Origin of the sequence: Streptomyces nanshensis (assembly GCF_001751255.1) — a bacterium.
In the GTDB taxonomy this organism is placed as follows: domain Bacteria; phylum Actinomycetota; class Actinomycetes; order Streptomycetales; family Streptomycetaceae; genus Streptomyces; species Streptomyces nanshensis_A.
On sequence record NZ_LJGW01000036.1, the window covers coordinates 18,562 to 37,601 of the forward strand.

Below are 19,040 nucleotides of genomic sequence, written 5' to 3' on the forward strand. Positions count from 1 at the left end.
CACGGCCGGCGGGGCTCAACGCGCGGGCAGGGCCCGGCCGTTCAGCCGGTGGCCAGATGCGTCAGCGCGTAGATCACGAGTCCCGCCAGCGAACCGACGACCGTGCCGTTGAGACGGATGAACTGCAGATCGCGGCCGATGTGCGCCTCGATCTTCTTCGACGTGTGCTCCGCGTCCCAGCCCGCGACGGTCTCCGTGATCAGTGACGTGATCTCGTCCCGGTAGGTCGTCACGACGTGCACGGCGGCGCCCTCGATCCAGCCGTCGACCTTGCCGCGCAGCCGCTTGTCCGACGCCATCCGCTGCCCCAGCGACAGCAGCGACGTCCGTGCGCGCACCCGCAGTTCGCTGCGCTCGTCCTCCGCGGCGGCGACGATCATCGAACGCACCGAGTTCCAGGACGAGGAGATCAGGTCCTGCACCTCGCTGCGGCCGAGCACATCGCTCTTGAGGCGTTCCACGCGCTCCCGTGTGCGCGGGTCCGAACGCAGGTCCGCGGCGAAGTCGTTGAGGAACCGGTCGATCGCGCCGCGTGCGGGATGCTCCGGCATGTCGCGCATCTCCGTCACGAAGCGCAGCAGCTCCCGGTAGACGCGGTCGCCGACGCGGCGGTCCACGAAGCGCGGCGTCCAGCCGGGCGCGCCGCCCGTGACGGCGTCCATCACCGAATCGCTGTGCGCCTCAAGCCAGTCGGCGGCCCGCGCGCACACCAGATCCACGATCCTCCGGTGCCCCTGGTCCGCGACGACGCGCTCCAGCATCGCCCCCAGACCCGGCGCGATCTCCTGGGCGTCGGCCCGGCGCGTGACGGCCTCGCCCACCACCGCCTGCACGTCGGAGTCGCGCAGCACGGCGAGGGCGCCCCGCAGCGCCGTCGACAGCTCGGAGGTGACCCGGTCCGCGTGCTCCGGCTCCGCGAGCCACGACCCGAAGCGGCCCGAGATGCCCACCGCCCGCAGCCGGGAGCGTACGACGTCGCCCGAGAGGAAGTTCTCCCCGACGAACTCGCCCAGTGTGTGCCCGAGTTGGTCCTTCTTGGTGGGGATGATGGCCGTGTGCGGGATGGGCAGCCCCAGCGGATGCCGGAAGAGCGCCGTCACCGCGAACCAGTCCGCCAGCGCGCCGACCATCCCGGCCTCCGCGGCGGCGGCGACATAACCGCTCCACACTCCCGCGCCCTCGTGCTGCGCCCACTTGGCCAGCACGAAGACCGTGGCCATCAGCAGCAGGGCGCCCGTCGCGATGGTCTTCATCCGCGTCACACCGCGGGCGCGCTCCTCGTCGGCGGCGGTGAAGGTGCCCAGCGGGCCCGGGTTGGGGGGACGGCGCCCGCCGCCGGAGCCCGCGCCCTCGCCTGCTCCCGAGCCACCGCCCGTTCTCCCGTACGGTGGGCCGGACGCCGAACTGCCGCCGCCCGAGCGCCCGTTCGGGCCCGCGTCCGCGGACCGCGCCGCCGTACCGCCTGTGATTGCTCTCACTGTGCCGCCGCCCCCGGCGGCGACCTCGCCCGCTTTTGCCTGATCCATCCACTCCACCGTTCGGCCGGTCCCCCCTACAGTGTCCCAAGGTGCCTGACAGGTGGAACGAAGCCCGGGCGATCGGCGTCTGTCATTGCGGACGGCCAAGCGACCGTCACCGGCCCCGCACCGCCCCCGCGGCGGGCCCCCGCCGGGATCGTGGGATCATTTCACCGCGACCACTCGGAGCCTCGGGCTCCGCCTGCCCGAGGAGATACACCGAGCGTGACCAGAAACATGGGTTATGCCTTGCTCGCCGGTCTGGCGGCGATCGTCGTGCTCGTCTCGACCGCCGTCTTCATCGGCGTCGGCAGCGAGGACGGCAGCCTCGACGGCCTCACGCAGAGCACCGGTGACTCCGCGGCGCCCGCCTCCTCCGGCAACTGGGTCGGCACCTGGTCCGCGCCCGCCGTGGCGGCCGAGCCCAACACCCGCGACGGCTACCACCGGATGTCGATACGGAACGTCGTCCACACCTCGGTCGGGGGCTCCGGCGCCCGCATCACGCTCTCCAACCTCTACGGCACCAAGCCCCTCGTCGTCACGCACGCGACGCTCGCCCTCGCCGCCGCACCCAGCAACCCGACCGCGGCGACCGGCACGATGCGCCGGCTCACCTTCAACAACTCCCGTACGGTGACGATCCCTCCGGGACGCAAGGCCACCAGCGACGCGGTGCGGCTCAACGTCCCGCACGCCGCTGACCTCCTCGTCACCACCTACTCCCCGAGGCCGTCCGGGCCGGTCACCTACCACCCCTACGCGCGTCAGACCAGCTACGTCGCACAGGGCGACAAGGCCGACGAGACCTCGGGCACCGCCTTCACCCAGCAGAGCCCGTACTGGCGCTACCTCACCGCCGTCGACGTGTGGACCCACCAGACCCAGGGCGCCGTCGCCGTCCTCGGCGACTCCATCACCGACGGCATCACCTCCAGCCCCGGCGCCAACCGCCGCTGGACGGACTTCCTCGCCGAGCGCCTCCGTACGGAACGCAACGCGCCGCGCTACAGCGTGCTCAACGGCGGCATCAGCGGCAACCGCGTCCTCGTCGACGGTCCCCGCTACTCGCCCAACAACGGGCCCAGCGGCCTGACGCGCATGCAGCGTGACGTCCTTTCACGCGCCGGAGTGCGCACCGTCGTCGTCGAGATGGGCCTCAACGACATCATCAAGCCGCCCCGACAGAACAACCCCGACCGGATCGTGGACGGCCTGCGGCAACTGGTGAAGTACGCGCACGCGCGCAACATGCGCGTCGTCGGCGGCACGCTCACGCCCTTCGGCGGGCACCGCGGCTACGAGCGGCGGCTGGACGTCATACGGCAGCGCGTGAACGAGCAGATCCGCTCCGGCAAGGTCTACGACTCCGTCGTCGACTTCGACGCCGCGCTGCGGGACCCGGCCGACCCCAGCCGGCTGCGTCCCGCCTACGACTCCGGCGACCATCTGCACCCCAGCGATAACGGGTTCCGTGCGATGGCCGAGGCGCTCGACCTGAAGCTGCTGAAGGGCTCGTCGCCCGCACGGACATAGGCGCGCGGCGGGGCCCCGGCACCGGTTCCGCCCGTTCCCCGTCCGCCGTGGGCGTCCTCAACTCGCCCCGTACATCCGGGCGATGACGTCCTCGATGTCCGGCTCGCGGACCGACAGATCCACCAGCGGCCAGCCGTCCGCGATCTGCGAGACGATCGGTGCCGCGCTCGCCGACGCCGGGAAGGCGAGCCACTGGCGCGGGCCGTCCGTACGGACCGTACGGGCGCCGTCGACGCCCTCGATCGGGGGGAGTTCGCGCTCCAGATCGACGACGAGCGTCCGTTCGCTCTCGCCCACCTCGTGCAGCCCCGACAGCTCGCCGTCGTACATCAGGCGCCCCTCGTCGATGACCATCACGCGCTTGCAGAGCTGCTCGATGTCGGTGAGGTCGTGCGTCGTGAGCAGCACCGTCGTGCCCTCGGTCGCGTTGAGGCCGCTCAGAAAGCGGCGCACCGTGGCCTTGCTGACGACGTCGAGGCCGATCGTCGGCTCGTCCAGATACAGCACGTCGGGGTCGTGCAGCAGTGCCGCGGTGATGTCGCCGCGCATGCGCTGCCCCAACGACAGTTGCCGTACGGGGACTTCGAGCAGCCCGCCCAGGTCCAGCAGCTCCACGCACCGCTCCAGGTTCTCCCGGAAGCGGGCCTCGGGGATGCGGTACATGCGGCGCATCAGGGCGTAGGAGTCGCGCAGCGGCAGGTCCCACCACAGGGTGGTGCGCTGCCCGAAGACGACGCCGATCCGCCGGGCCAGCCGCGTCCGTTCACGGGACGGGTCGACGCCCGCGACGCGCAGCCGTCCGCCGCTCGGCGTCAGGATGCCGGTGAGCATCTTGATCGTCGTCGACTTCCCCGCGCCGTTGGGGCCGATGTAGCCGACCATCTCGCCGCGCCGGACGGTGAAGGAGATGCCGTCCACGGCGCGCACCTCGCGCCGCTCGCGCCGCAGCCGTCCCGCTCTGCGGCGTACCTGGAAGACCTTCTCCAGGCCCTCCAGCACGATGAAGTCCTCGTCCATGGCCTCCCGTTCCTCTCTTCCGTTCTTCCGTCGCTCGCCCCGATCCCGGTGTGCGTACGTCCGTACGCGCGGACGTGCCGCCGTGCGAACTCCCGTGCCCGCGGGCCGTGTTCACCAGATCCCGTACATCCGTGTCAGCTCCCCGTGCTGCGGTACGCGCGCAGCCCCGCCCGCCACGCCAGTCCCGCCAGGGCGCAGCAGCCGGCCGCGACCGCCGGGCCCGCGAAGTCCGCCCAGCCCGGCAGGCCCAGCGGGTCGTCGCGGCCCAACAGGCGCAGCGCGGGCAGCCAGTTGACGAAGGCGAGCGGGATCATGAACGTCACACCGCGTACGACGTCCTTCGCGAAGACCGTCGGCGGGTACTCCAGCAGCGTCGCGCCGCCGTACGTGAAGGAGTTCTGCACCTCCGCGGCGTCCTGCGCGATGAACTGGAAGGCGCCGCCCAGGACGAAGACCGATCCGAAGATCGCCGTACCGCCCAGCACCGTCACCGCCAGCAGCGGCAGCGCCCACACCCCGCCCTCCAGCCGCAGCCCGGCCAGCGCCCAGCCGAGCACCAGCAGCGCCTGGCCGATGCGGCCCAGGCGGCGCAGCGCGAAGCGGTCCGCGGCGACCTGCGCCAGCGCCGGTACGGGACGCACCAGCATCGTGTCCATCGTGCCGTCGCGCACGCGTGTGCCCACGCGGTCGAAGGAGCCCAGCAGCAGGTCGGCGAGGCCCAGCGACGTCGCGGACATGCCGTAGAGCAGGGCGACTTCGTGCAGGGAGAAACCGGCGAGAGAGTCCACGTGGGAGAACATGATCATGATGGCGACGAAGTCCAGCACGGACGAGACGAAGCTCCCCGCGGCCATCATCACGAACGACGTCCGGTAGGCCATGGTCGAGCGGATCCACATCGCCGCTATGAAGCAGTAGGCGCGCACGCCCCAGCCCAGCCGGGTCAGAAGCCCCTCGGGCGGTACGTCCCACGGGTCCCGCCGCGCGGGCCCGTTCCGGGTCGCGGGCCCGGCACCGGTCCGTACCGACCCGGCGGGCGCCGGCACCGCCCGTGCGGCCGCGGAAGCCGTCTCCGTCTCCGTAACCCCATCCGTATCCGCCTGCGGCTCAGCCACCCTGGACCACCACCTTCCGCGTGGCCAGCGACTGGAGCGCACGGCCCGCCGCCATCAGCACCACCGCCCACACCGCCTGGAACGTGTACGCCTCCGACAACCGCGCCCCCTCGTACTGGCCCAGCAGCACATCCGCGGGGACCTGCATCGTCGCCGCCCACGGCAGCGCCCGCACCACCTCGCCGAAGGCGCCGGGGAAGACCGTCAGCGGCAGCAGCATCCCGGAGAAGAACATGCTCAGCAGCGTGCTCAGCATGTTCAGACCCGCGCCGTCCAGCAGCCAGAAGGCGCTCAGCGCGAAGAGATAGCGCAGTGCGAAGCCCGTGACGACCCCGAGCGTGACCGAGACCAGGAACGCCAGCCACGCCAACGGCGAGACGGGCAGGGCCAGTTCGAAGAGGAACGAGCCGACGACCACCGGGGCGATGCCGCGGCCCAGCAGGTGGAAGGCGGCCCGGCCGAGGTCCGCCGAGAGCCACCACATCTGGAGATCGACGGGCCGGTACAGATCGACGGCGACGTCGCCGGTACGTATGCGCTCCTGCAGCTCCTCCTGGAACCCTCCGCCGATCAACGCCGCCGCGGCGAGGATCGCCTGTCCCGTCCACACGAAGGTCAGCGCCTGTGACTGGTCGTAACCGCCCAGGTGCGGACGCTCGCTCCACAGCGCCGTGAAGGTGTAGGCGAGGATGATCCCGAACACTGTGTTGGTGAACACACCGGCCGCCGTCGCGATCCGGTAGGTCGCGTACCGGCGAAAGCTGCCTGCGGCCACGGCGAAATAAACGCCTCTCAGGCGCATCCTTTTGAAGCCTTTCTCCGTCTATCTCAGTAGTGGTTCCTCGTGGCTTTCTCACGATTGGGAAACGAGGGAGCCTAGCCCACCCGGGAAGCGGGCAGCCAACGAATATTCGCGTGCACGGCCTCGGGGCCGTGGCACGTACAGTGACGGGGGCCGCGCTCGCGTACGACCGACCCCGGTGAGCAGGACGATCGAGCCAGGCACGCGTCAGACCGTTGGGCGTCATGACCGGATCGCCCGAATTCGGACGAGGGGTCCCAGGAGAGATGAGCGACGAGCCGAAAGCAGCCGGCGACGCCGGGAGCGGCAGGACCGGATTCCGCCGGCTGCTGCCGACCTGGCGGTGGACGCTGGGCGGGATCATGATCCTGCTCGTCCTCGTGTGCGGCGTGCTCCTCGCCGGATATCTGCTGGTGAGCATCCCGCCCGCGAACAAGGCCGCCGCCGCGCAGACCAACGTCTTCCTCTACTCCGACGGCTCCCAGATCGCCCGCGACGGCGAGATCAACAGGGAGAACATCGACCTCTCCCAGGTGCCCCGCCGCGTACAGGAAGCCGTACTCGCCGCCGAGGACCGCGAGTTCTACCAGGAATCCGCGATCGACCCGAAGGCCATGGTCCGCGCCGGCTGGAACATGGTGACCGGCGGCGGCAAACAGTCCGGGTCCACGATCACGCAGCAGTACGTCAAGAACTACTACCTCAATCAGGACCAGACGCTCACCCGCAAGGCCAAGGAATTCTTCATCGCGCTGAAGCTCGACAACGAGGTCAGCAAGGGCGAGATCCTCGAGGGATACCTCAACACCAGCTACTTCGGGCGTAACGCCTACGGCATCCAGGCCGCCGCACAGGCCTATTACGGCAAGGACGCCAAAGACCTGAGCACCGCCGAGGGCGCCTACCTCGCCGCGCTCGTCAACTCGCCCAACGCCTACGACACCGAGGCGCACCCCGAGAACCGCCGGCGCGCCCTGGCCCGCTGGCACTACGTCCTCGACGGCATGACCGAGAAGCACTGGCTCGCACGGGACGAGCGCGCGTCGATGAAGTTCCCCGAGCCGGGCCGCGCCAAGCCGGCCACCGGTATGGCGGGCCAGCGCGGCTATCTCGTCGAAGCCGTCAAGAACTATCTGATCGGCAACGGCATCATCGACGAACGCCGGCTGGCCGCGGGCGGCTTCCGCATCACCACCACACTCGACCCGAAGCGCCAGAAGGCGATGGGCAAGGCGGTCGAGGACCGGCTGATGTCCAAGCTCGACAAGAAGCGCAAGGTCGACAAGTACGTTCGCGCGGGCGGCACTTCGGTCGACCCGAAGACGGGGAAGATCGTCGCGATGTACGGCGGCGTCGACTACACCAAGCAGTACGTCAACAACGCCACCCGCCGCGACTACCAAGTGGGCTCCACCTTCAAGCCGTTCATCTTCACCTCCGCCCTGCAGAACGACTCCAAGACGCAGGACGGGCGCAGCATCAACGCCAACACCGTCTACGACGGCACCAACAAGCGCGAAGTGATCAGCGACGGCCACGGCACCGACTACGCCCCGGAGAACGAGGACAAGAAGTCCTACGGACAGATCCCCGTCACCCTGGCCATGAACAAGTCCGTCAACTCCGTCTTCGCGCAGATGGGCGTCGACGTCGGCCCGAAGAAGGTCAAGCGGACCGCCGTCGACCTCGGACTCCCCGAGAAGACCCCCAACATGCCCGAGGACGGCTCCATCGCGCTCGGCGTCGCCACCGCCTCCACGACCGACATGGCCGAGGCGTACGCGACGCTCGCCAACCACGGCAAGCGCGGCCACTACAGCCTCGTCGAGAAGGCCACACACGGCGGAGAGGTCATCGACCTGCCCGACCGCGACGTCTCCGAACAGGTCGAGCGCAGCGCCGCCGATTCCACGACCGCCGTACTGCGCAAGGTCGTCGACGGCGGCACCGGCACCGCCGCCCGCAGCGCCGGACGCCCCGCCGCGGGCAAGACCGGCACCGCGGAGGAGGACAAGGCCGCCTGGTTCGCCGGCTACACCCCCGAACTCGCCACCGTCATCAGCGTGATGGGGCAGAACTCCGACACCGGCGTACAGAAGTCCCTCTACGGGGCCGCGGGTCTGGACCGTGTCAACGGCGGCGGCTTCCCCGCCGAGATCTGGGGCGACTACACCAAGGCCGCGCTCAAGGGGAAGCCCGTACGGGACTTCGACCTCAAGACCGGCGGCGACGCCGAGATCCCCGGCAGCACGCCCCCGGACAGCGGCGACCCCAGCGCACCGCCCACCGACGGCGGCCCCGGCAGCTCACCGCCGCCCACCACCGGACCGACGACGCCGCCCACCGACCCCGGCACCCCGAGCACCCCGCCGACCGGACCGCCCACCGACCCCGGCACACCTCCGACGGGCGGCCTCGAAGGCGGCAACACCGACGGCGGACAGACCGGCGGCGACAACAACGGCACCACGGGCGACCCCGGAGGCGGCTGGNTGGCAGGGCGGCAACACCACGGGCAGACCCGCCTCGGCCGCGCGTACGGCGCAGTCGGGAGGCGGGGACACCGGCGGGGAGTGGGAGACCGGGGGCTGACGGGAGCGGGTGCGGTGCGCCGCGGAACGGCGGCCGTCAGCCGGCGGGGGAGCGCGGGACGGCTCATGTCACGGCGCGCGGCCCGGTGTTCGCGACGGCACGCGGAGTCGGAGTCGGTGCCGAGGCCGGTGCCGGATCCGGGGCCGCAGTCGGCGCGGCGCCGGTGCCGGTGTCACAGATAGAGCCCCGTCGAGTCCTCCGACCCCTGGAGCCGTTCCGAGGCCACCGCGTGCAGATCGCGCTCCCGCATCAGGACGTACGCGGTGCCCCGCACCTCGACCTCCGCCCGGTCCTCCGGGTCGAAGAGCACACGGTCACCGGGCTCGACCGTGCGGACGTTCTGCCCCACGGCCACGACCTCCGCCCAGGCCAGCCGTCGTCCGACCGCCGCCGTCGCGGGAATGACGATCCCGCCCGAGGAACGGCGCTCGCCCTCCTCGATGTCGGTGCGGACCAGTACACGGTCGTGCAGCATCCGGATCGGCAGCTTGTCATGGCGCTCGATGCCCGCGCCGCCGCCCGCTTCCGCGCCGGAGGCCGCTCGGCCGGTAGAGGTTTCGGAACTCACGGCTAGACCGTATATCAGGGCTTCAGCGGCGACGGCGCCGCACCGAGAGCGCCAACAGCCCGCCCACGACGGCGACCGCGACGAGCCCCGCGGGGATCAGCCGCTCCAGCCGCGGCGCCCCCTCCTCGTCGACGAACTGCGAGCGCACGTCCGCCACCGCGCGGTTGGCCGCCACATACGCACGGCCCACGGTGCGGTCGACCGCACCGAACGCCTTCGCCTTCGCGTCCCCCGCGATCGTGCTGGGGTGCACGCGTACGGCGATCTCATCGAGCGTCGCGGCGAGTTCACGCCGCCTGCTGACGATGTCCGCCTCGATGTCCGCGGGAGTCCTGGCTTCCGGCACCGCGCCGCCTCCGTCGATCGTTCCGTCGCTCACGTCCTCGTGAGCCGTCATACGTCCTGCGTCACCACGTCGTCCACCCGGCCAACGAGGCCCGGGGCCACGGCAGTCGGCCGCCCCTCCGGTCCCACGACCGGGGAGGTGCGCCCGTCGAGAGGGCGGCACGGCCGTACCCGACCCGTCGCGTTCCCCGTACCGGTCACGCCGAACTCGCCCCGCACACACCGGAAGCGGACGCCGCGAAACGGCTGCGGCCGCGTGCCCGGCCCGTGGCGGGACTGCCGTACAGTCTGTCAGCTCACCGCGGGCACGGGCCCGCGGCACCCCCGTCGACGCCCGCCGGCGGACCGCTGCGGCTACTCTCGGGACCGGCGACGGCCGTACGTGACGACACGTACGCACCGGGACGGCCCTACCGAACAAGCCCCAGCGAGGAGCGGAGCACAACAGATGAGTGAGCGACTCCAGCCCGGCGACACCGCCCCCCAGTTCGCGCTGCCGGACGCGGACGGCAAGCAGGTGTCGCTCGCCGACCACTCCGGTCGCAAAGTGATCGTCTACTTCTACCCCGCCGCGATGACACCGGGCTGCACCAAGCAGGCCTGCGACTTCACCGACAACCTCGCGCTGCTCGCCGACGCCGGCTACGACGTCATCGGCGTCTCCCCGGACAAGCCCGAGAAGCTCGCGAAGTTCCGGGAGAAGGAGGACCTCGGCGTCACGCTCGTCGCCGACCCCTCGAAGGAGGTCATGCAGGCCTACGGCGCCTACGGCGAGAAGAAGCTCTACGGCAAGACCGTCACCGGCGTCATCCGCTCCACCGTGATCGTCGACGCGGACGGCACGGTCGAACGCGCCCTCTACAACGTCAAGGCGACGGGCCACGTGGCCAAGCTGATCAAGGACCTCGAACTGGGGCAGGGCGCCTGACGCGCCTGCCCACTGTCCTCTGTCCTCTGCACACGAGGGCACACACGGCCTCGCCCCGTGTCCCTTCCCGCCTCTGCTCGCCGCGGAGTGCCCGCAACGGCACCCGCGGTGGCGGCGGGAGGGGCGCGGGGCGACAGTGTGCGTACGGAGTGCAGGGGTATCCGCCTCGCCGTGGTCGGAACAACGCCGCGAGGAAGCAGAGGAGGTTCCGCTCCATGCCGGGCAGCCACAACGGGGAATCCCTCGGCCACGATCCGGAAGCCGTCAAACGCCACCCGACGCTCTTCAGGGCCATCCGCCGGCGCCTGAACCCGGCCTGGCGCCGCAGCGACATCACCGTCACCGACGAACAGGCCGTCAAGCGCGCCGTGAAGGCCGCCTCGCTCGGGAACGCCATGGAGTGGTTCGACTTCGGGATCTACTCCTACCTCGCCGTCACCATCGGCGACGTCTTCTACTCCGGACTCGACGGCGGCGCCCGCACCCTCGCCTCGCTCGGCACCTTCGCCGTGACCTTCATCGTCCGGCCGCTCGGCGGCCTCTTCTTCGGCCCGCTCGGCGACCGCATCGGCCGCAAACAGGTCCTCGCCGCGACCATGCTGCTGATGGCCACGGCCACCTTCTGCGTCGGCCTGATCCCCGGCTACAGCACCATCGGCGTCTGGGCACCGGTCCTGCTGATCTTCTTCCGGCTGCTACAGGGCTTCTCCACCGGGGGCGAGTACGGCGGCGCCTCGACCTTCATCGCCGAGTACGCGCCCGACAAGAAGCGCGGATTCTTCGGCAGCTTCCTGGAGTTCGGCACCCTGGCCGGCTACTCGGCCGCGGCGTCCATGGCGGCCGTCCTGCAGTACACCCTCAGCGCGGACGACCTCGTCTCCTGGGGCTGGCGCATCCCGTTCCTGGTCGGCGGACCGCTCGGCGTCGTCGGTATCTATCTGCGGCTCAAGCTGGACGAGACGCCGGCCTTCCAGCGGATGGCACGGGAGGCGCGGGACGCGCGCGAGGCACGCGAGGGGGTACGGGGCGAGGGGGCGGAGGTATTCGGAGGCACCGGAGTGCCCTCGGGGGCCGAGAGGAGCGAGGCCACCGGAGAGTCCGACGGGACCGGTCCTCCCGGCGACGGCGTACCGGCACCGCAGGCCGTCCCACCGCAGCCGCATCTGTCCGAGAACGCCCCACGGCGGGAGTTCTCGAAGATCTTCAAGGAGCAGTGGGCGGTGCTCGTCCTGTGCATCGCCCTCGTCGGCGCGTACAACGTGACCGACTACATGCTGCTGTCGTACATGCCGACCTACCTCACCGACACCCTCCACTACGAGCCCAGCCACGGCACGTTCATCCTCGTCGGGACGATGCTGCTGATGATGTGCGTCATCAACCGCGTGGGACGCCTCAACGACCGGTACGGACGCAAGCCCCTGCTGATGACGGGGATGCTCGGCTTCCTCGTCCTCACCGTCCCGGCCTTCCTGCTGCTGAAGCAGGGCAGCTTCCCCTCCGTGATCTGCGGCATGCTGATGCTGGGCTTCTCGCTGGTGTGCCTGCTGGGCACGATGTCCGCGGCCCTGCCCGCGCTCTTCCCCACCGACGTGCGCTACGGCTCCCTCTCCATCGGCTACAACATCTCCGCGTCCCTCTTCGGCGGCACCACTCCGCTCGTCATGGACGGCCTGGTGGCGCTGACCGACGACGACCAGATGCCCGCCTACTACACGACGCTCTTCGCGGTCGTCGGCGTGATCTCGGTGCTGGCCATGCAGGAGACGGCGCAGAAGCCGCTCAAGGGCTCGCCGCCGTCGGTGGCGACACAACAGGAGGCGAAGGAACTGGCCCGCCGCTCCCAGGCACCGCAGTCCCCGGCGTTCTGACCGCGTCTGTGCTCTGACGGCGTTCCGACTCCCGCGTCCGGTGGGCCTGTTCGGGCCGCGTCGGGGCCGGGCCTCGCTCTGGCTCGGGCCCGGTACGCGGTACTCGTACGGCGTAACCGTCGCCGCCTTTCGTCGTTGATCTGTGCGAGGCCGCGACGGATGTCCGGGCGTCCGGGCGGGGCGGAGCACGGTGGCTGGGGGAGACGGGGGCATGCGGGAGACGGGCGGAAGGTACGCGCGGGAGCAGCTCGCGGAGGCGGTGACCGGGGCCTCGACCTGGGCGGGCGTGCTGCGGGCGCTCGGTCTGCCGGTCAGCGGAGGGCGACGGCGTGCGGTGCAGCGCGCGGTCGCCGCATACGGGCTCGACACGAGTCACTTCGTGCGTCGCAGCCCCTGGACCAAGTACTCGGACGAGCAGATCCGACGGGCCGTGGCCTCGGCCACGACGCTGCGCGAGGTCGCGACCGTGTTGGGAGCCGCGCCCTCGACCGGGACGCTCTCCCATATCCGGCGCCGCGTGGCCGCCGCGCGCCTGGACGTGCGCCACTTCCCGGGCCTGCACCGGTCCGGTCCCGAACTGCCCTTCTCCGCGGCGGAGTTGCGGCAGGCGGCAGCGTCGGCGGAGAGCCTCCGTGCGCTCGCCCGCGCGCTCGGGATCCCCGACGACGGACGCTCGCGCGGCGCGCTGCGGCGGATGCTCCGGGACGCAGGGGCAGACGTCTCGCACTTCTCCCATGCCCGCGTGGCCATACCGGAAGGAGACCTGCGGGAGGCGATGGCGCGGAGCGTCTCGTACGCCGGGGTGCTGCGGGAGCTGGGTCTGCCGGTGACGGAGCCGAACCGTGCGAAGGTCCAGCGCCGTGCGCGCCGGCTCGGTGTCGAGGACGGCCACTTCCGGCGGCCCGTGAAGGGCGCGGCGTCGCGCTCCGCCTCGTCGGGCGCGGGAGGCGGTGCGCGGGGGGTGCTCACCGTCCGCCCCGACGGGCTTCCCCGTGTGCGGCACGAGCGGCTGCGCCGGGCACTCGACGAGACGGGCATGGCGTACGCGTGCGCAGGCTGCGGCAACCCCGGGTCCTGGGAGGGGCAGCCGATGACGCTCCAGATCGACCACATCAACGGGGACTGGCGGGACAACCGCCGGGAGAATCTGCGCTATCTGTGCCCCAACTGCCATGCCGTCACGGCGACATGGTGCGGGCGCAACCGCCGCCGGGAGGCGGCCCGTACGGGTCCCGTGCGACAGTAGACTGCGCTGGTGAGCGCGAGTGCCGGAACTGGCAGACGGGCCGGGTTTAGGTCCCGGTGCCCTCGGGCGTGAGGGTTCGAGTCCCTCCTCGCGCACAGCAGAGGCCCCGTTCCGTAGACCGGAGCGGGGTCTCGCCGTATGTCCGTCGCCTCCGCTCAGCCCAGCAGTTCCGCGATCTCCCCGGCCAGTGCGCGGAAGGCGCGGCCGCGGTGGCTGATCGCGTTCTTCTCCTCGGGGGTGAGTTCCGCGCACGTACGGGACTCGCCGTCGGGCTGGAGGATCGGGTCGTAGCCGAAGCCGCCCGTGCCGGAGGGCTCGTGGCGCAGGGTGCCGCGGAGGCGGCCCTCGGCGACGCGTTCGGTGCCGTCCGGCAGGGCGAGCGCCGCGGCGCAGGCGAAGTGGGCGGCGCGGTGCGCCGGGTCGATGTCGGCGAGCTGGGCGAGCAGCAGGTCGAGGTTGGCCTTGTCGTCGCCGTGCCGTCCCGCCCAGCGGGCGGAGAAGATGCCGGGGGCGCCGCCGAGGACGTCCACGCAGAGGCCGGAGTCGTCGGCGACGGCGGGCAGGCCGGTGGCGCGGGCGAGGGCGTGCGCCTTGAGGAGGGCGTTCTCGGCGAAGGTCACGCCGGTCTCTTTGACGTCGGGGATCTCGGGATAGGCGTCCGCGCCGACGAGTTCGAAGTCGACGCCGGCCTCGGTGAGGATGGCCTGGAGTTCGCCGACCTTGTGCGCGTTGCGGGTGGCGAGGACCAGCCGGCGGCCGGACGGGGGCTGGGCGTTGGCGCTGCTGCTCATGGCGCCGATTATCCATCGCGCCGCGCGGGCCCCGGTTGCCGGTTCCGGTTCCGGTTGCCGGCCCCTGGCGCCGGGTGGGCCGGTGGCGCCTGCGGGCCGGGAGGCTATTCTCGTACGTACGGTCGGGGCATCTCGTACGTATGAGCCGATGTACCGGCCGATGTACGGGCCGAGTTGCCCGGCGACGGAAGCAACCGCCCCGAGGCGGCAGGGAGGTGGCAGCGCGCATGTTCAACGCCGGTACGGGTGTGACCCTGCGGGCCTGGCGCGTCCATCTCTCCGCGGCCGTCCTCTCCTTCGTGGGCTTCCTGCTGACCGGCGCCGGTCTCACGACCGCGCTGACCGCCGCCGCGTCGTCCGCCGCGGTGGTCCTCGTGTGCCGCTCGGTGCTCGGCGCCGTCGCCGTGCTCGCCGTGGCCGTGCCGCGCGTCCCAAGTGGCCGTATCCGTACGGCGATCAGGGACCGTGAGCTGCGTACGGCCTTCCTTCCGCAGCGTGATCCGGACGCCGCCGGGCGTCCGCGTCCGCGAGCACCGGGCCGCCGGGTCGCGACGGCCGCGTAGCGCTCGCGCCCCCTCTCCGCTCTTTCTCCGGGCCCGCGTCTGCGCGGCTCGTCACGCCGATTCCTCCCGCACCGCACGGCTGCGTCCTGCGCGTCCTGCGCGCACTGTGCGCGTCCCGCGGTGTTCCGATCCGGCACGACGAGACCCGTGGAGGCCTCACGCATGTCTTTTTTCGCTTCCTTTGTGACCGAACTGTCCGATGTCCTCGGCCCGTTCTTCGGCAGCTCGGCGACGGCCGCGGCGATCGTCGCGTTCACGCTGTGCGTCCGGCTGGTGCTGCATCCGCTGGCGCGGGCCGCCGTACGGGGTGAACGCGTACGGGCCCGGCTGGCGCCGCGGCTGGCCGAGGCGCGGCGCCGGTACGGCTCCGATCCGCAGCGGCTGCGGCGGGAGTTGGAGAAGGTGCAGGCGAAGGAGGGCGCCTCTCCGGCGGCGGGGTGTCTGCCGACGGTGCTCCAACTCCCGGTCTTCTTCGCCATGTACCACCTCTTCACGACGGACGAGTCCCTGCTCGGCCACACGCTGCTGGGCGCGCCGCTGGGCGGGCGCTGGCGTGACGCGCTGGCGGCGGGCGGAGCGTTCGGCGACCAAGGGCTGGTGTACGTGGGGCTGTTCGTGCTGGTGGCCGCCGTGGCGACATGGACGTATGTGCGGACGCGCCGTCTCATGGCGGCGTCGCCCGCGTCCGTACCGGCGGGTCTGTCCTCCTCGTCCGGGGCCCCGTCTCCGTCGGTGCCGGGCGCTGCGGCGATGGGGCGGATGCTGCCGCTGCTGTCGTTCGGGACGCTGCTGACGGTGGGGTTCGTGCCGCTCGCCGCCGGGCTGTACGTGGTGACGAGCACGACGTGGACGGCGGTGGAGCGGGCCGCGCTGCGGGCGGGCCGTCCGGCGAAGCAGGAGGAGCAGGCGGAGGAGCAGGCGAAGGGGCGTGGGGGCGGGCGTCGCGACGGTGCGTCCGGGAAGCCGTCGCGGGGGCGGCGGTCCACTACGTGAACACCCGGTTGTGGATCTGAACGCCCTCTTGGAGGATCGGCCGTTCCGATTGAGACATTTCGGTGCCGGATTCCGGCCGCCGGTCCTCCGGGCCGGACCGGCCGGCCGTACGGCGCCGGGGCCGGCCTCGGGAGTGGAGTCGAGACGTGAAGTTGCTGCGCGTGGGACCGGCGGGCGCGGAGCGTCCCGCTCTGCTGGACGGGGACGGTGTCCTGCGGGACCTCTCGGCGCTCGTCCCCGACATCGACGGTGCGCTGCTCGCCGACGACGCGGCGCTCGCGCTCGTACGTACGGTGGCGGCCTCGCCCGGGGAGCTGCCCGTGCTGGACGCGGAGGGCGGGCTGCGCACCGGACCGCCGCTGTCCGGCATCGGCAAGGTCGCGTGCATCGGGCTCAACTACCACGACCATGCGCGGGAGACGGGCGCGGCGATACCGCAGGAGCCGATCCTCTTCATGAAGGCACCGGACACGGTGGTCGGCCCGTACGACTCGGTGCTCGTGCCGCGCGACAGCGAAAAGACCGACTGGGAGGTGGAGTTGGCGGTGGTGATCGGCCGTACCGCCCGCTATCTCTCCTCCCACGAGGAGGCCCTCGCGGCGGTCGCGGGCTATGCGGTCTCCAACGACGTCTCCGAACGCGCCTTCCAGCTCGAACGCGGCGGCCAGTGGGACAAGGGCAAGAACTGCGAGACGTTCAATCCGCTGGGGCCGTGGCTGGTGACGGCCGACGAGGTGGCCGACCCGCAGGCGCTGGGGCTGCGGCTGTGGGTGAACGGCGAGCTGCGGCAGGACGGTACGACGGCCGAGCAGATCTTCCCCGTCGCCGAAGTGGTGCGCTATCTCAGCCACTTCATGACGTTGCGGCCCGGGGACGTCATCAACACGGGGACGCCGGCGGGCGTCGCGATGGGCTTTCCGGAGCCGAAGCCGTATCTGCGGGCGGGGGATGTGGTGGAGCTGGAGATCGACGGGTTGGGGCGCCAACGGAGTGCGCTGCGCGCGGCGTGAGGGGCGGGGCGAGCGCCCCGCATTCCGGGGGCCGCGGGGCCGGACGTCCGTCCGGGTCGCCGCGTGGCCTGACCCCGCGGCCCGGGGTCAGGCCGGGGCCAGGCCCCGGGCCAGGGGAGAGCGGGCCCTGCGGGCCGCTCAACCTCGGGGCGGTCAGGGGGACTTGGTGTTCTGGTTCCGGCCGGCTGCGGGGGGGGCTGGGTGATCGTGGCGTGCGTTCTGCCGGTCGGTTTCCCTCACCTCGCGTCGCTGCTGGCGCAGCGCCACTCGGCTCGGTCGTGGTTCTCCTCGAACTTCCCGTCGTGGTCCGGTACTTCGGCTCGTGCGGTCCCGGTGCCTCCCGCGTGCTCTGACTCCTCCGGTACCTCGGGGTTCTGTGGATCCTCCGGCTGTTTCCGGCTCAGGTGGGTCGTTCCGGCCGGGGCGCGCTTCGTGAACTTCCCGTAGTACGCCCGTACTTCGCCGTTCTCCTGACGGCAACGGCCGTCGTCGTCAGGACAAGTCCGTCGTCATCACGCGGTGTTCGCGGGCCGAGGCGGTGGCCGCTTCCAGGATGCGGATGGTGGCCACGGCCTCGTGGGCCGTCACCGGTGGGGGTGTGCCCTCGCGGAGGGCGGTGACGATGCCCGCGTAGTAGGCGGGGTAGTCGCCGTCCAGGGTGGGGACGGGGCGGCGGGCGTCGAGGTCGCCGAGGGTGCCCCAGGCGATCTCCGGTTCCACGCCCCACCGTTCGCCGGGTACGGGGCGTGCGCCTTCGCGCAGGGCGGCCTCCTGTGGGTCGAGGCCGTCCTTCACATACGCCGCTTCGCTGCCCAGCACCCGGAAGCGGGGCCCGAGTTGGGCCGCGACGGCGCTCATCCACAGATGGGAGCGGACGCCGCCGGTGTGGGTGAGGGCGATGAAGGCGTCGTCGTCGGCCTCGGCGCCCGCGCGGCGTACGTCGGTCTCGGCGTAGACGCTCCGTACCGGGCCGAAGAGGGTGAGCGCCTGGTCGACGAGGTGGCTGCCGAGGTCGTAGAGCAGGCCGCCCACGTCGGCCGGATCGCCCGACTCCCGCCAGCCGCCCTTGAGTTGGGGCCGCCAGCGTTCGTAGCGCGACTCGAAGCGGTGGACGTCGCCGAGCGCGCCGTCGGCGACGAGTGAGCGGACCGTACGGAAGTCGTTGTCCCAGCGGCGGTTGTGGAACGCCGAGAGCAGCAGCCCGCGTTCGGCGGCGTACGCCGTGAGCTGCTGCGCCTCGGAGGACGTCCCCGCGAGCGGCTTGTCGACGACGACGGGCAGCCCCGCTTCGAGGGCGCGGCGGGCGAGGGGGACGTGGGTGCGGTTCGGGGTGGCGACGACGACCAGGTCGAGGGCGTCCGCGCGGGCGAAGAGTTCGTCGGTGGTGGCGAGCGTACGCATGTCGCCGCCGAGTGCCGAGTGCGCCTTGGCCCGTCGCTCGGGGGCGGCGGTGACGACGGTGTCGAGGGTGAGGCCCTCCGTCGCGGTGATGAGCGGGGCGTGGAAGACGGAGCCGGCCAGGCCGTATCCGATGAGGCCCACGCGGAGCGGAGGAGGGGCGGCTGCTTCCGTACGGTCCATGGCCACACTTTCGCAACGCGGTTGCGTAAGCGCAAGCCACACGGACAATGGCCACATGAGCAGCGAACCGGTCGCCAGCGGCAGCAGCCTTCCCGCCCGTGATCCCGCCTTCGGCGGCGCCGGACCGGCCGTGCCCTACGGACGGAACGCCGCCCGGGTGCTCGGACTGCTGCGCCTCGCGGGCCAAGAGGGCGCGGACCGGGGCGAGTTGGCGCTGCGGACCGGGCTCACACCGCAGGCCGTCAGCAAGATCACGGCACGGCTGCGCTCGCACGGACTGGTCACCGAGGCCGGGCGCCGCGCCTCGACCGGCGGCAAGCCGAGCACGGTGCTGCGGCTGGCGCCCGGCGCCCGGCACGCGGTGGGCCTGGAGCTGGACCGTGACCAGCTCACGGCGGTGCTCGTCGATCTCTCGGGCGGCGTGGTCGCGGGCCGTACGGCGCCGCTCGATCTGGGGGCCGGTCCCGAAGCGCTTCTGGACGCCGCCGAGTCGGCGGTCTACGGGCTGATCGGCGCGGGGCTCCCGGTGCTGGGCGGCGGCACACGCGGCGGGCCCCCGGCGGAG

17 protein-coding genes and 1 tRNA gene are annotated in these 19,040 nt (G+C 71.8%); 10 read left to right on the plus strand and 8 right to left on the minus strand.

The window, feature by feature from the left end:
* Positions 1–41: 41 nt before the first annotated feature.
* Entirely contained in the window at positions 42–1,526 is a 1,485-nt protein-coding gene (locus tag AN218_RS01590) for a DUF445 domain-containing protein (protein WP_079131720.1), read from the minus strand.
* 228 nt (positions 1,527–1,754) lie between these two features.
* Between AN218_RS01590 and AN218_RS01595 the strand changes: the two genes are divergently transcribed.
* Complete coding sequence (locus AN218_RS01595) at positions 1,755–3,053, plus strand: SGNH/GDSL hydrolase family protein (RefSeq protein ID WP_070014623.1); 1,299 nt, start codon at positions 1,755–1,757, stop codon at positions 3,051–3,053.
* 57 nt (positions 3,054–3,110) lie between these two features.
* Here AN218_RS01595 and AN218_RS01600 read toward each other — a convergent pair whose 3' ends face one another.
* The 3 genes from AN218_RS01600 to AN218_RS01610 form a co-directional block, all read right to left on the minus strand.
* Complete coding sequence (locus AN218_RS01600) at positions 3,111–4,070, minus strand: ABC transporter ATP-binding protein (RefSeq protein WP_070014624.1); 960 nt, start codon at positions 4,068–4,070, stop codon at positions 3,111–3,113.
* A gap of 134 nt (positions 4,071–4,204) precedes the next feature.
* A complete protein-coding gene (locus AN218_RS01605) occupies positions 4,205–4,969 on the minus strand; it encodes an ABC transporter permease (RefSeq protein ID WP_079131723.1) in 765 nt (254 codons plus the stop codon).
* Between the two features lie 208 nt (positions 4,970–5,177).
* Complete coding sequence (locus tag AN218_RS01610) at positions 5,178–5,987, minus strand: ABC transporter permease (RefSeq protein WP_070014625.1); 810 nt, start codon at positions 5,985–5,987, stop codon at positions 5,178–5,180.
* 362 nt (positions 5,988–6,349) lie between these two features.
* On the opposite strand from AN218_RS01610, the gene AN218_RS01615 reads away from it, so the two are divergent.
* Entirely contained in the window at positions 6,350–8,761 is a 2,412-nt protein-coding gene (locus AN218_RS01615; protein WP_171908564.1) for a transglycosylase domain-containing protein, read from the plus strand.
* Here AN218_RS01615 and AN218_RS01620 read toward each other — a convergent pair.
* Both AN218_RS01620 and AN218_RS01625 read right to left on the minus strand, forming a co-directional pair.
* A complete protein-coding gene (locus AN218_RS01620) occupies positions 8,752–9,054 on the minus strand; it encodes a GroES family chaperonin (protein ID WP_070014637.1) in 303 nt (100 codons plus the stop codon). The genes AN218_RS01615 and AN218_RS01620 overlap by 10 nt on opposite strands.
* A gap of 115 nt (positions 9,055–9,169) precedes the next feature.
* Complete coding sequence (locus tag AN218_RS01625) at positions 9,170–9,544, minus strand: DUF3618 domain-containing protein (RefSeq protein ID WP_420855926.1); 375 nt, start codon at positions 9,542–9,544, stop codon at positions 9,170–9,172.
* 396 nt (positions 9,545–9,940) lie between these two features.
* Here AN218_RS01625 and bcp point away from each other — a divergent pair, with 396 nt between their 5' ends.
* The 4 genes from bcp to AN218_RS01650 all read left to right on the plus strand — a co-directional run bounded on the left by bcp (position 9,941) and on the right by AN218_RS01650 (position 13,632).
* A complete protein-coding gene (gene bcp / locus AN218_RS01630; RefSeq protein WP_070014626.1) occupies positions 9,941–10,420 on the plus strand; it encodes a thioredoxin-dependent thiol peroxidase in 480 nt (159 codons plus the stop codon).
* Positions 10,421–10,635: 215 nt separating this feature from the next.
* The gene (locus tag AN218_RS34035) at positions 10,636–12,291 is read left to right on the plus strand and encodes an MFS transporter (protein WP_079131722.1); all 1,656 of its coding nucleotides are present in this window, start codon (positions 10,636–10,638) and stop codon (positions 12,289–12,291) included.
* A 211-nt stretch (positions 12,292–12,502) separates the two neighbouring features.
* Entirely contained in the window at positions 12,503–13,537 is a 1,035-nt protein-coding gene (locus AN218_RS01645) for an HNH endonuclease signature motif containing protein (RefSeq protein WP_070014627.1), read from the plus strand.
* A gap of 13 nt (positions 13,538–13,550) precedes the next feature.
* Positions 13,551–13,632 (plus strand) — tRNA-Leu (locus AN218_RS01650).
* Between the two features lie 60 nt (positions 13,633–13,692).
* On the opposite strand, the gene rdgB is transcribed toward AN218_RS01650, so the two are convergent.
* Positions 13,693–14,328 (minus strand): RdgB/HAM1 family non-canonical purine NTP pyrophosphatase, encoded by a 636-nt coding sequence (gene rdgB, locus AN218_RS01655; RefSeq protein ID WP_070014628.1) that lies wholly within the window; start codon positions 14,326–14,328, stop codon positions 13,693–13,695.
* Between the two features lie 227 nt (positions 14,329–14,555).
* Between rdgB and AN218_RS01660 the strand changes: the two genes are divergently transcribed.
* From AN218_RS01660 to AN218_RS01670, 3 genes are all read left to right on the plus strand, one after another.
* Complete coding sequence (locus AN218_RS01660; RefSeq protein WP_070014629.1) at positions 14,556–14,891, plus strand: DUF6412 domain-containing protein; 336 nt, start codon at positions 14,556–14,558, stop codon at positions 14,889–14,891.
* Between the two features lie 162 nt (positions 14,892–15,053).
* Positions 15,054–15,884, plus strand: a complete 831-nt coding sequence (locus AN218_RS01665) for a YidC/Oxa1 family membrane protein insertase (RefSeq protein WP_070014630.1) — start codon at positions 15,054–15,056, stop codon at positions 15,882–15,884.
* 146 nt (positions 15,885–16,030) lie between these two features.
* On the plus strand, positions 16,031–16,894 hold the full coding sequence (locus AN218_RS01670; protein ID WP_070014631.1) for a fumarylacetoacetate hydrolase family protein: 864 nt from the start codon (positions 16,031–16,033) through the stop codon (positions 16,892–16,894).
* Positions 16,895–17,386: 492 nt separating this feature from the next.
* Here the strand turns inward: AN218_RS01670 and AN218_RS01675 are convergent, their stop codons facing one another.
* Positions 17,387–18,475 carry a Gfo/Idh/MocA family oxidoreductase gene (locus AN218_RS01675; RefSeq protein ID WP_070014632.1) on the minus strand — a complete coding sequence of 363 codons (1,089 nt, stop codon included), beginning with the start codon at positions 18,473–18,475 and terminating at the stop codon, positions 17,387–17,389.
* A gap of 55 nt (positions 18,476–18,530) precedes the next feature.
* Between AN218_RS01675 and AN218_RS01680 the strand changes: the two genes are divergently transcribed.
* The coding region (locus AN218_RS01680) for a MarR family transcriptional regulator (protein ID WP_244900192.1) at positions 18,531–19,040 on the plus strand (510 nt) is incomplete at its 3' end.